At 68.9% G+C, this 12452-nt stretch carries 12 protein-coding genes; 4 read left to right on the plus strand and 8 right to left on the minus strand.

Annotation, left to right across the window (positions count from 1 at the left end; all coding sequences use genetic code 11):
• Nucleotides 1–23: 23 nt before the first annotated feature.
• Nucleotides 24–338 (minus strand): integration host factor, actinobacterial type, encoded by a 315-nt coding sequence (mihF, locus tag QC180_RS12745; protein WP_019045768.1) that lies wholly within the window; start codon nucleotides 336–338, stop codon nucleotides 24–26.
• 462 nt (nucleotides 339–800) lie between these two features.
• Here mihF and QC180_RS12750 point away from each other — a divergent pair, with 462 nt between their 5' ends.
• Nucleotides 801–1610: a hypothetical protein gene (locus QC180_RS12750; protein ID WP_278262902.1), complete on the plus strand. Its 810-nt coding sequence runs from the start codon at nucleotides 801–803 to the stop codon at nucleotides 1608–1610.
• A 75-nt stretch (nucleotides 1611–1685) separates the two neighbouring features.
• On the opposite strand, the gene clpX is transcribed toward QC180_RS12750, so the two are convergent.
• From clpX to QC180_RS12775, 5 genes are all read right to left on the minus strand, one after another.
• On the minus strand, nucleotides 1686–2966 hold the full coding sequence (clpX, locus tag QC180_RS12755) for an ATP-dependent Clp protease ATP-binding subunit ClpX (protein WP_278262903.1): 1281 nt from the start codon (nucleotides 2964–2966) through the stop codon (nucleotides 1686–1688).
• Between the two features lie 242 nt (nucleotides 2967–3208).
• Nucleotides 3209–3874 carry an ATP-dependent Clp protease proteolytic subunit gene (locus QC180_RS12760; RefSeq protein ID WP_278262904.1) on the minus strand — a complete coding sequence of 222 codons (666 nt, stop codon included), beginning with the start codon at nucleotides 3872–3874 and terminating at the stop codon, nucleotides 3209–3211.
• Between the two features lie 42 nt (nucleotides 3875–3916).
• Complete coding sequence (locus tag QC180_RS12765; RefSeq protein WP_278262905.1) at nucleotides 3917–4492, minus strand: ATP-dependent Clp protease proteolytic subunit; 576 nt, start codon at nucleotides 4490–4492, stop codon at nucleotides 3917–3919.
• Between the two features lie 183 nt (nucleotides 4493–4675).
• Nucleotides 4676–6034: a trigger factor gene (gene tig / locus QC180_RS12770; RefSeq protein ID WP_278262906.1), complete on the minus strand. Its 1359-nt coding sequence runs from the start codon at nucleotides 6032–6034 to the stop codon at nucleotides 4676–4678.
• A 138-nt stretch (nucleotides 6035–6172) separates the two neighbouring features.
• Nucleotides 6173–6721 (minus strand): FKBP-type peptidyl-prolyl cis-trans isomerase, encoded by a 549-nt coding sequence (locus tag QC180_RS12775; RefSeq protein WP_278262907.1) that lies wholly within the window; start codon nucleotides 6719–6721, stop codon nucleotides 6173–6175.
• Nucleotides 6722–6888: 167 nt separating this feature from the next.
• On the opposite strand from QC180_RS12775, the gene QC180_RS12780 reads away from it, so the two are divergent.
• Both QC180_RS12780 and QC180_RS12785 read left to right on the plus strand, forming a co-directional pair.
• Nucleotides 6889–9363, plus strand: a complete 2475-nt coding sequence (locus tag QC180_RS12780; RefSeq protein WP_278262908.1) for a phosphoketolase family protein — start codon at nucleotides 6889–6891, stop codon at nucleotides 9361–9363.
• 45 nt (nucleotides 9364–9408) lie between these two features.
• Nucleotides 9409–10209 (plus strand): metallophosphoesterase, encoded by an 801-nt coding sequence (locus QC180_RS12785; RefSeq protein WP_278262909.1) that lies wholly within the window; start codon nucleotides 9409–9411, stop codon nucleotides 10207–10209.
• Here the strand turns inward: QC180_RS12785 and QC180_RS12790 are convergent.
• On the minus strand, nucleotides 10206–10610 hold the full coding sequence (locus QC180_RS12790) for a DUF1801 domain-containing protein (RefSeq protein ID WP_278262910.1): 405 nt from the start codon (nucleotides 10608–10610) through the stop codon (nucleotides 10206–10208). The two genes, QC180_RS12785 and QC180_RS12790, sit on opposite strands and share 4 nt — an antisense overlap.
• A gap of 159 nt (nucleotides 10611–10769) precedes the next feature.
• On the opposite strand from QC180_RS12790, the gene QC180_RS12795 reads away from it, so the two are divergent.
• Nucleotides 10770–11129, plus strand: coding sequence for a hypothetical protein (locus QC180_RS12795; RefSeq protein ID WP_278262911.1), 360 nt, complete (start codon nucleotides 10770–10772; stop codon nucleotides 11127–11129).
• Nucleotides 11130–11132: 3 nt separating this feature from the next.
• Here the strand turns inward: QC180_RS12795 and QC180_RS12800 are convergent, their stop codons facing one another.
• Nucleotides 11133–12422: a GDSL-type esterase/lipase family protein gene (locus tag QC180_RS12800; RefSeq protein WP_278262912.1), complete on the minus strand. Its 1290-nt coding sequence runs from the start codon at nucleotides 12420–12422 to the stop codon at nucleotides 11133–11135.
• Between the last annotated feature and the right edge of the window lie 30 nt (nucleotides 12423–12452).

Below are 12452 nucleotides of genomic sequence, written 5' to 3' on the forward strand. Positions count from 1 at the left end.
CGGGCGCCGGAGTACACCGGGGCTCAGGCCTCGAGAGCGTCGAGCAGCGCCGCGCGCTGCCGGGCGCCGAGGCCGCCGATACGGCGATCCTCGGGGATCTCGGCCTGATCCATCAGCTTGGCCGCCTTCACCGGGCCGACACCCGGCAGCGCCTTGATCACGGCAGCGACCTTGGTCTTCTTGACCAGGTCGTCGCTGTCGGCTTTCTTGAGCAGATCGGCGACGGTGACCTTGCCCTCCTTCACCTTGCCGATCAGTTCCGAGCGCGCCTTGCGCACGGCAGCCGCTTTGGCCAACGCCTCGGTGCGCTGTTCGGCGGTCATCGTAGGCAGTGCCATGTCTCCTCCGCTTCCACTCGTCACTCGAACATCTGATTGACGGACCGAGTAAACAGCACCAGCTCGGCAGCATCAGTCCGACACACCGCGAGGATACGCCGATGAGTTTTGCGGGTCGGGCCCGTCGTAATGGGTGAAGACCCTGGGAGACGGACCAAACGGACGAAAGGTGACGCGCGTAACACCTCGCCCACCTGGGACGACACACCAGCAGAAGCACTTCACGGGATCAAGGTTCAACGGCGAACCACGGAGGATCAACGACGCTCCTCGACCCCGGGCGCGACCGGTCACCCCGGCCGTCACCGTATCCCCGGCGAGTGCTCGGACAGCTACACAGTTGTGCGCCACCGGTTTTCCGCCGGGCGCGGGTCGCGCGACACGGCCCGCGGATGTGTGCTCAGCGCCTCGATGCGCTAAGAATGACGCGACCCGGCGAACCCTTTGCCTACTGGAGTTGCGATGCCCGAGGAACACCCGCTCGACGACCAGGTCGTCGCCCTACCGGAACGGGTGGAACGGGCCAGACGCCGCATCGCCTACCAATCCGACCCGGCCCTGACCGACGCGCTGTCCGAGGACGAGTTGCGCGCCGAGCGCGAACTCGCCGAGAAGATCCGCACCTACGAGCGCGATCAGCGCTGGAAGCAGATCAAGGCCGCCTCCACCCACGCCGACCGGCTGCGCGACACCAATGCCGAGCTCGAGCGCGCCGAGATGGCGGATCTGATGCTGGCCCGCAAGGCCATCGCCGCGCAGCGTCGCGAGTCCGACCCGCGCGCCCGGCTGGCCTCGCTCTACCGGCATCGCACCTGGTCACTGCGGGCGCTGGCGGGCGTGGTGATCGCGGGCATGCTGTGGTCGGCGGTGAACGTGCAGCACAATATCGCCCCCGGCGGCCCCGGTGACCCGCTCTACTGGGCCAGCTTCGGCCTGGAGGCGATGATCAGCGTCTGCCTGATCATCATCATGGTCGGCACCACCCGCGTCTCCGAGTGGGGCGTGGTGGGCAACCGCAACCAGGTGCTCATCGCCGAACTGTTCCTGCTCACCCTCACCATCGCCCTCAACACCTATCCGCACTTCAGCGAGGGCAATCTCTACGACGCGGCCGTGCACGGCGTCGCCCCGGTGATGATCGGCGTGGCCCTGATGATCCACAACGCCGCCAGCGCCCGCTACAGCACCGCCATCGCCCGCGCCTCCGCCGAGATCCCCGCCGACGAGGCCGAGGATCTGCTCGCCGCGGCCCCCGCGTTCCGCGAGAACTGACGCTCACATAAAACAGGGCTCGTGCCCGGCGAACCGCCGGAGCACGAGCCCTGTTCGTCTGTTTCGGAGCGCGTCCTACGCCGACTTCTCGCGACGCTCGGTGCGCTGCGCCTTGCGGGGCACGATGGTCGGGAGGACGTTCTCGGTGACGGTGTCGGCGTTGACGACCACCTTGGCGACGTCGTCGCGGCCGGGGATGTCGTACATCACCGGGAGCAGGACTTCCTCCATGATGGCGCGCAGGCCACGGGCGCCCGTGCCGCGCAGGATGGCCTGATCGGCGACGGCCTCGAGGGCGTCGGTGGTGAACTCGAGATCCACGCCGTCCATCTCGAAGAGGCGCACGTACTGCTTGACCAGCGCGTTCTTCGGCTCCGACAGGATCTTGACCAGCGAGTCCTTGTCCAGGTTGGTCACCGAGGCGACCACCGGCAGGCGGCCGATGAACTCGGGGATCAGACCGAACTTGATCAGGTCCTCGGGCATCACGTCGGCGAAGTGGTCGTCGGTGTCGACCTCGGCCTTGGAGCGGACCTCGGCGCCGAAGCCGATGCCGCGGTGGCCGGTGCGGTCGGAGATGATCTTCTCCAGGCCCGCGAACGCGCCCGCCACGATGAACAGCACGTTGGTGGTGTCGATCTGGATGAACTCCTGGTGCGGGTGCTTGCGACCGCCCTGCGGCGGCACACTCGCCTGGGTGCCCTCCAGAATCTTCAGCAACGCCTGCTGCACACCCTCGCCGGAGACGTCGCGGGTGATCGACGGGTTCTCGCTCTTGCGGGCGATCTTGTCGACCTCGTCGATGTAGATGATGCCGGTCTCGGCGCGCTTGACGTCGTAGTCGGCCGCCTGGATGAGCTTGAGCAGGATGTTCTCGACATCCTCGCCCACATAGCCCGCCTCGGTGAGCGCGGTGGCGTCGGCGATGGCGAACGGCACGTTCAGCATCTTGGCCAGCGTCTGCGCGAGGTAGGTCTTACCGCAGCCGGTGGGGCCGAGCATCAGGATGTTCGACTTGGCCAGCTCGACGGTCTCGCCGCGGCTGTCGCGGCCCTTGTCGCCCGCCTGGATGCGCTTGTAGTGGTTGTAGACCGCCACCGCCAGGGTGCGCTTGGCCGTGTCCTGGCCGATGACGTAGTTCTCCAGGAAGTCCCGGATCTCCGAGGGCTTGGGCAGCTCGTCGAGCTTGACCTCGCTCGACTCGGCCAGCTCCTCCTCGATGATCTCGTTGCAGAGATCGATGCACTCGTCGCAGATATAGACCCCGGGGCCCGCAATGAGCTTCTTGACCTGCTTCTGGCTCTTTCCGCAGAACGAGCACTTGAGCAGATCGCCGCCGTCTCCGATGCGCGCCATCTCGTAGGTCCCTACTTCCTTGTCCGAGTGCGACCGTCGTCCCCCGATTGGGCCAAAAAGTTCGTTTTCGGTGCCGTCAATCAGAGCAGTGGTCCCTGAGTCGACCGTACCTGCTGTGCGCGAATGAGGTCGACAACTCGCGCATGTTTCTGTTCGCTGTTGTGCGGGTTCTCACCATTGTGAGCCGACCCGCGGGAAAAAGGTGGGCCCGCCGCCCACATACGGCGACGGGCCCGGGCGTGTCACTTCTGCGAGCTGAGCTTCCGGTAGTCGAAGACCTGGTCCACGATGCCGTAGTCCTTGGCCTCTTCCGCGGTGAGGATCTTGTCGCGGTCGGTGTCCTTGCGGATCTGCTCCTCGGTCTTGCCGGTGTGGCGTGCGAGGGTCACCTCCATGAGGCGACGCATTCGCTCGATCTCGGCCGCGGCGATCTCGAGGTCGGACACCTGACCCTGCACCCCGCCCGAGGACGGCTGGTGGATCAGCACGCGGGCGTTGGGCAGCGCGGCGCGCTTACCCGGCGCACCGGCGGCCAGCAGCACCGCGGCGGCCGAGGCGGCCTGGCCGAGGCAGACGGTCACCACGTCGGGGCGCACGTACTGCATGGTGTCGTAGATCGCCATCAGCGCGGTGAACGAGCCACCGGGCGAGTTGATGTACATGGTGATGTCGCGGTCGGGGTCCTGGGACTCCAGCACCAGCAGCTGCGCCATGATGTCGTTGGCCGAGACATCGTCGACCTGGTTGCCCAGGAAGATGATGCGCTCCTCGAACAGCTTGTTGTACGGGTCCGAGGTCTTGATACCGAACGACGTCTGCTCGGTGAACTGCGGCAGGATGTAGCGCGCCTGCGGGAGACCCGCAGCGGAGCCGCCGTGTCCGGCGCGCGGGTCGAAGAGGTTGGCCATCTTTATCTCCAAGCTTGTCTCGAGTGAGGGGGGACGGCGGCGTTACTTCGCCTGGTTCGCGTGGCTGACCACGTGGTCGATGAAGCCGTACTCCAGGGCTTCCTTCGCGGTGAACCAGCGGTCGCGGTCCGCGTCCTCGGTGACCTGCTCGACGGACTTGCCGGTGTGCTGCGCCTGCAACGCGTTGAGCTCACGCTTGGTGTGCGCGAACTGCTCGGCCATGATGGCGATGTCGGCCGCCGAACCACCGATGCCCGCCGAGGGCTGGTGCATCATGATCCGGGTGTGCGGCAACGCGAAACGCTTGCCGGGGGTGCCCGCGGTCAGCAGGAACTGCCCCATCGAGGCGGCCAGACCCATGGCGACGGTCTTGATGTCGCACTCGGCGAACTGCATGGTGTCGTAGATCGCCATACCCGCGGTGACCGAACCACCCGGGGAGTTGATGTACAGCGAGATGTCCTTGGTCGGATCCTCGGCATCGAGCAGCAGGATCTGCGCGCACAGCTTGTTCGCGATGTCGTCGTCGACCTGGGTGCCGAGGAAGATGATGCGCTCGCGCAGCAGCCGCTCGTACACCGAATCACTGAGGTTGAGACCAGCAGTAGCGGCTGTCATGACCCCTGCCTGGTTGATTGTCACGGATACCTGCCTTCTCTTCTCACCGATTGCTAACGGCCATACGGTTCGTCGTCTCAAACACTAACGAAGCAGGGCGGCACCGAACTCCCGGTACCGCCCTTCTTCGCTCAGAGCGCAATCTCGCTACGCACGAGCGCAATCAAATCACGCTTCACAGACTTATTCGGCAGCCGCCTCGACGGCCTCGGCGGAATCGTCGGCGTCGCCGAACATCTCGGCGGTGTCGACGGTGTTGCCCTCGGAGTCGGTGACCTTCACCTGGGTCACCACACCGGCCAGCGCCTTGCCGCGGCGCACGTCGGCGAAGACCGCGCCGAGCTGGCCCGCCTGCTGCACCTGCTGGATGAACTGCTCCGGCGACATGCCGTAGCGCTGGGCCTGGAACAGGATCCGCTCGGTCAGCTCCTGCTGACCGACCTGGGTGTTCTCGGCCTCGGCGATGGCGTCGAGCAGCAGCTGGGTCTTCACCGACTTCTCGGCGGCTTCCTGGGTGTCCTTGTCGAACTCCTCGCGGGAGGAGCCCTGCGCCTCGAGCGCCTCGGCCAGCTTGGCCTCGTCGTGGTCGAAGCCGTGCACGGCGTCGTGCAGCACCGCGTCGACCTCGGCCTTGACCACGGCCTCGGGCAGCGGCACCTCGACGGTCTCGAGCAGCTTCTCGAGTACCTTGTCGCGGATCTGACCGGCCTGCTCGACCTTCTTGACGCGCTCGACGCGACCCTTCAGGTCTTCCTCGAGCTCGCCGATGGTGTCGAATTCGCTGGCCAGCTGGGCGAACTCGTCGTCGGCCTCTGGCAGCTCGCGCTCCTTGACCGACTGCACGGTCACGGTGATGACGGCGTCCTTGCCCGCGTGCTCACCGGCGACCAGGGTCGAGGTGAACTCCTTGGACTCGCCCGCCTTCAGGCCGATGACGGCCTCGTCGAGACCCTCGATCAGCTGACCCGAACCGACCTCGTGCGACAGGCCGGTCGTGGCCGCCTCGGGGACGTCTTCGCCGTCGACGGTGGCCGAGAGGTCGATCGAGACGAAGTCGCCGTCCTGCACGGCGCGCTCGACACCGGTGAGGGTGCCGAAGCGCTGACGCAGCGAGGTGAGCTGCTGCTCGATGTCGGCGTCTTCGATGGTGTAGGAATCGACACTCACCTCGATGCCCGAGTAGTCGGGCAGGGTGATCTCGGGGCGCACGTCGACCTCGGCGGTGAACGCCAGCTCTTCGCCGTCCTCGATCTTGGTGATCTCGATCTCGGGCTGGCCGATGACCTTCACCTCGGCGGTCTGCACGGCCTCGGCGTAGCGGCCCGGCAGCGCGTCGTTGACGACCTGCTCGAGCACGGCGCCACGGCCGACACGGGTCTCGATCAGCTTGGCCGGGGCCTTGCCGGGACGGAAGCCGGGGATCTTGACCTGCTGGGCCAGCGCCTTGTACGCCTTGTCGAAGTCGGGCTTCAGCTCCTCGAAGGGCACCTCGACGTTGATCCGGACCCGGGTCGGGCTCAGCTGCTCGACGGTGCTCTTCACGGACATGCTCCTTGGTTCGTAGTTCAGTGGTGTCCCCGCATGGACGTCGCGCCCGGAACCGGGAGCGGCGTACGCATCCCGACCAGGGTAGTTGACCGTCCTCGCGGCCGTGCAATCGGCGGTTGTTCGACCGACGCGCTAGCGCCCGACCTGCACCGCGTCGGTGACGAAGACCAGCGTCTCGTTCGGCGGCACGCCGTTGCCGCCCGCGCCGTAGCCGAGGTCCGGCGGCACGATCAGCAGCCGCCGCGCGCCCTGCTGCACGCCGAGCAGACCCTGGTCCCAGCCCTCGATGACCTGGCCCGCGCCCAGCGTCAACTGGAACGGCTTGCCGCGCTGGAACGAGCTGTCGAGGGTCTGCTTGTCCGACCAGGTGACCAGCGCGTAGTTCATGGTCAGCGGCTGTCCGGCCGCCGCGCCCGCGCCGTTGCCGGGCACCAGGTCTTTGACGATCAGCGTCTTGGGCGGATCGCAGTCGTCGGGGATGGTGATCTGCGGGGCGTCGCCGTAGCCACCCTCGACCTTCACGTCCTCGGCCGTGCACTCACGGCCCTTGCTCTCCGTGCCGCCCGCGGTGACGCTGGTTCCCGCCGAGCCGGTCGACTCCGAGTCCGAGCCACAGGCCGCGGTGGTGACCGCGGCCGCCGCCACGAGTCCGATGCCGATGATCCTGCCGAGAGAATGCATGGCCCGCACAGTAATCGACCGCGCGTGCGGCGCCACGACCCGGCACGGCGGTAGGCTCGGTTCCGCGTATCTCCACCCGGGTGCCGCGCAGGGTCGCCGTCATCCGGCAGGTCCCCCGGCGGCGCGCACCGCGCTGCGGCACAGCCGAGCGCGAGGAGAGTCCCGCGATGAGCCAGACCAGCGATATCGATACCGACACCGCGGCCGACAATGTGGGCGGCGGCGAGGGCGAGACGGTCGCCCCCACGCCCTATGTCCTCGGTGACGCGCCCGGTCCCCTCGACCGCGACGACCTGGTCGCCGTGGACGCGTGGTGGCGCGCGGCGAACTATCTGGCGGTCGGCCAGATCTATCTGATGCGCAATCCGCTGCTGCGCACCCCGCTGGCACCCACCGACATCAAGCCGCGTCTGCTCGGCCACTTCGGCACGGTGCCGGGTCTGAATCTGGTGTGGGCGCACGCGAATCGGCAGATCCGGCGGCGCGGACTCGACGCGGTGTTCGTCGCGGGCCCCGGTCACGGCGGGCCAGGCCCCAATGCCTGCGCCTGGCTGGAGGACGCCTACACCGTCCTGTACCCCGACATCCCCCGCGACGCGGCGGGTATGGGCAGGCTGTTCCACCAGTTCTCCTTCCCCGGCGGGGTGCCCAGCCACTGCGCGCCCGAGACGCCCGGCTCCTTCCACGAGGGCGGCGAACTCGGCTACAGCCTGCTGCACGCCTACGGCGCGGCCCTGGACAATCCCGACCTCACCGTCTTCTGCGTCATCGGTGACGGCGAAGCCGAGACCGGCCCGCTGGCGGCCAGCTGGCACGCCAACAAGTTCCTCAACGCCGCGCGCGACGGCGCGGTGATCCCGATCCTGGCGCTCAACGAGTACAAGATCGCCAACCCGACCATCCTGGCCCGCATCCCCGAGAGCGAGCTGGTCGAGCTGCTGCGCGGGTACGGCTACGAGCCGCTGATCGTCTCCGGTGACGATCCCGCCCCCGTGCACCAGGCCATGGCGACCGCGCTGGACACCTGCCTCGACCGCGTCGCGGAATTCCAGCGCGCCGCGCGCGAGGACGGCGACACCGCCCGCCCGCGCTGGCCGATGATCGTGCTGCACACTCCCAAGGGCTGGACCTGCCCGCCGGTGGTCGACGGCGAACGCGTCGAGGGCACCTTCCGCGCGCATCAGGTGCCGCTGCCCGCCGCGCGCACCGACACCCGCCACCGTGAGGTCCTCGAACAGTGGCTGCGCTCCTACCGGCCCGACGAGCTGTTCGACGAGCACGGCCGCCCGCGCGAGATCCTGCTCGAGCAGGTCCCCGAGGCGCCGATGAGCCTGAATCCGGTCGCCAACGGCGGACTGCTGGTGCGCGCACTGGACCTGCCCGACTGGCGCGAGTACGGCGTGCCCGTCGAGCAGCCGGGCCAGGGCGCGCACGAGGCCACCCGGGTGCTCGGCGGCTGGCTGCGCGATGTCACCGCGCGCAACCCGCACAACTTCCTCACCATGGCCCCCGACGAGCTGGCCAGCAATCGCCTCCAGGACATCCTCGAGGTGACCGGCCGCGACTGGCAGGCCGAGGTGGGCCGCTGGGACGTGGCGCTGAGCCCCACCGGCCGCGCGCTCGAGGTGCTCTCCGAGCATCTGTGCCAGGGTCTGCTGGAGGGCTATCTGCTGACCGGCCGCCACGGCGTGTTCACCTGCTACGAGGCGTTCATCCACATCGTCGACGCCATGTTCAACCAGCACGCCAAATGGCTCGACGCGAGTCTGGCCGTCCCGTGGCGGCGGCGCATCCCGAGCCTGAACTATCTGCTCACCTCGCACGTCTGGCGCCAGGACCACAACGGCTTCACCCACCAGGACCCCGGTTTCCTGGACGTGGTCGCCAACAAGAGTCCCGAGATCGTGCGGGTGTATCTGCCGCCGGACGCCAACACCCTGCTGTCCACCTACGACCACTGCCTGCGCTCGCTGCACTACGCGAACGTGGTGGTCGCGGGTAAACAGCCGGGACCGGACTGGCTCTCGGTGGACCAGGCCGCGCTGCACTGTGCCCGCGGGGTGGGCATCTGGCCGTGGGCCAGCCACAACGACGACCCCGGCACGGTGCCGGACGTGGTGTTGGCCTGCGCGGGCGACATCCCCACCCTGGAGATCCTGGCCGCCGCCGCGATCCTGCGGGATCGCCTGCCCGACTTGCGCATCCGGGTGATCAATGTGGTCGACCTGATGCGCCTGCTGCCCGCCGACGAACATCCGCACGGCCTGCCCGATGCGACCTTCGACACCCTGTTCACCCGCGACCGCCCGGTGATCTTCGCCTTCCACGGCTACCCGTGGCTGGTGCACCGGCTCACCTACCGCCGCGCCAACCACGCCGAACTGCACGTGCGCGGCTACAAGGAGAAGGGCACGACCACCACCCCCTTCGACATGGTGATGCTCAACGACCTGGACCGGTTCCACCTGGTCATCGACGTGATCGACCGGGTCCCCGGCCTGCGCGAACGCGCGGCGGGGCTGCGCGCGGAGATGGTCGACGCCCGGCTCATCGCCCGCACCTGGACCAGGGAGCACGGCGAGGACATCCCCGTGGTGGCGAACTGGGTCTGGCCCGACGCGGGAGTGCCGAGGGCGCAGTGAACCCGGTTGCGGCGGCGTCGGGGTCCGGGCCACGATGGACCGACGATGACCGAGCCCCGCCGCCCCGCAGCCCTCCCCCGCGACCGTCGTGACCTGACCGGACCGTTCGACGTGATCGGCGACGTCCACGGCTGCCGCGGCGAGCTCGAGTCCCTGCTCGGCGCCCTCGGCTACCGGATCACCCGGGACGTGGCGGGCCGCCCGATCGACGCGGTCCATCCCGAGGGGCGCACCGCGGTGTTCGTCGGCGACCTGGTCGACCGCGGCCCCGACACCCCCGGCGTGCTGCGCCTGGTCATGGGCATGGCCGCGGCGCGCGGCGCGCTGTGCGTGATGGGCAATCACGAGATCAAGCTCATCGGCGCGCTCGAAGGCCGGGCGGTCCGGGTCGCGCACGGCCTGGAACGCTCGCTGGCCCAGCTGGCCGAACAGGACCCCGAATTCCGTTCCGCCGCTCTCGCTTTCCTGCGCGAGCTGCCCGGCCACTATCTGCTCGACGGCGGCCGCCTGGTGATCGCGCACGCCGGACTGACCGAGAGCATGCACGGCCGTGACTCCAGTCGCGCCCGCGCCTTCGCCCTGTACGGCGCCCCGACCGGCGAGGTCGACGCGCACGGTCTGCCGGTGCGCTACGACTGGGCGCAGGACTATCGCGGCGCCGCCACGGTCGTCTACGGCCACACCCCGTCGCCGACGCTGCGCTGGGTCAACAACACCCTCTGCCTCGACACCGGCGCGGTCTTCGGCGGCGCGCTGTCGGCGCTGCGCTACCCGGAGCTGACCACCCTGTCGGTGCCCGCCGAACAGGTGTGGAGCGAACGGGCGGGCATCTCCCCCACCGGTTAGCCTTCGCCGCGGTCCTTCTTGATCTTGCGCCAGCCGCCCGCCCGGTTGTCGGCGACGATCTGCTTCACCATGCTGCGCAGCGCGCGCTCGTTGAGCGTCTGTCCCTCGTAGACGGCGACAGTGCGCGCGGTCTTGTTGTCGTGGCCACCGGTGATGATGTGGTCGGGGTCGGGCACGATGGCGCCGTCGTAGAGGAAGATGTTGACGTGCGTCTTGGCCGCCAGGAGCGCGCAGATATTGCCGTCCAGCACGAAATACGGCTGCACCCGGCGCTTCACCGTTTCCTCGACGGCCGGATCGATGGCGTGGACGAGCTCGCGGACCTGGCGGCAGATCGCCTGCTGCCAGGTCGGCAGCGCGTCGATGTAGGCATCGACGCGTGGATCGACGACATAGCTCACCCGCCGATGGTGACACACGCCACCCTCACCGCGGCGGCACCGCGCCCGCGATCGTCATCGAATCGTCGGCGCGACATCCCGCGCGGGACCGGCCCCGACCGGGTGGCGGGCGCCTACCATCACCAGCGGACGACCCGACTCGCTGTTGAGGAGAGGTTCATGCGCCGTACGTTGCTCGCACTGATCGCGCTCGGTCCGCTGGCGGTGGCCGGTGTCGCCGCCGCCGATCCGGCGCCGCCCGGCTCGGGCACGCTCACCGTCCGCGCGATCACCGGCTCGGAACCGATTCCGGTGAACCGCGCGGAGATCACCGTCACCGCGTGCGGCACCGACCAGGTCGTCGCCACCCTCGTCAGCGGCAAGGACGGCAGCGCCACGGTGGCCCTGCCGGTGGGCTGCTACGAGGCGGCGGTGACGACCGTGCCCGGCGGCTGCGGCCTCAACGACCGGGCCCCGGCCCGGCTCGAGGTGGCCGCGGGTACCGAGGTCGGCGCCGACTTCCGCTTCGGCTGCGCCTGAGCGCTACCGGCAGCCCACGAAGGCGTCGAGGTCGATCGCGGCGGCCATCGCCTGATATCCCGCCGCGTTCGGATGCAGATTGTCCGGCCCGGCGAAGCGCGGGTCGAGCACGTCCGGATTCGCCGGATCACGCAGCGCCGCGTCGAAATCCACCACGCTGTCGGAGAGCCGCTGCGCCCTGATCCAGGCATTGATCCGCTGCCGCACCGGATTCGAGTACGGGAGGGTGAGCATGCCGTCGGCGAGGGCGTTGCTCGCGGGCAGGATGGTGCCCAGGTGTACCGCCAGCCCGGCGGCGCGCAGCCGCTCGATCAGCGTGGTGTACCCGGCGACGATCTGCTCGTAGCTCGCCCCGATCGGGATGCCCAGGTCGTTGATGCCCTCGAGCACGATCACATCGGTGACCCCGGCCTTGCCGATCACGTCCCGCTCCACCCGGTCGACGGCGGCGGGCCCGAACTGCGGGATGAACCCGTCACGGGTCACCCGATTGCCCGAGATCCCGGCATTGAGCACCGCGAACGGCTTGCCCGCCGCGTCGAGTCGCCGCTGCAGGAAGTCCGAGTAGCGCACATTCCGGTCCACGACGCCCGGCTCCTGGGGTGTGCCGAGGAAATTCGCCGAGACGTACCCGTCGGTGATCGAGTCGCCGAAGGCCACGATGGCCCCCGCCGCGCCGGGCGCCCGCACATCCAGTCCGGAGACCAGTGGCACGGCCGTGGTGCGCAGCGGCAGCCCGGCGCCCGAGGGATCGGCGGTGCTGTCCCCGGCGAACGGCAGACTGTAGTAACTGGTGGCATTGCCGTTGAAGTGTTCGGTCGGCAGCACCGCGAATCCGGGCAGGTGGACACTCACCGCCAGCGGCGTGAACCCGTCGACCGACAGATCGACCGGATCGCTGACGAGATCGGCGCCGGGAGCCAGGATCACGCTCGCGCTGCCACCGAAGGTCACCTCGCGCAGCGATTCCGGCCGCACCGCCGCACCGCCCGCCGAGGTCGCGATGGTCACCCGGCCGACGGCCATCGGCACGGGCCGGGTCCGGTTGGTCAGGTGCACACGCAGTTCCGCGCCGCCGAGGTGCGGGGTGATCAGGACGCGGTAGGTCTGATCCGAGACCGACAGCTGCGGCACCAGCGCCGGGTCCACCGCGCCGAACGAATCCGAGGGCGCGGCCATCCAACTACCGACCCACCCGGTGGCGGCGCATCCCGGCGGCGCCGCCGAGGACCCACCCGGAGCGAGCGCCGTCAGCAGAACCGTCGCGCCGATGACCAGAGACCACTTTCCCACCACACCGACTCCCACCACCGCGAACCACTA

The sequence above is a fragment of the Nocardia anocheti genome (assembly GCF_029675105.1).
Classification (GTDB): domain Bacteria; phylum Actinomycetota; class Actinomycetes; order Mycobacteriales; family Mycobacteriaceae; genus Nocardia.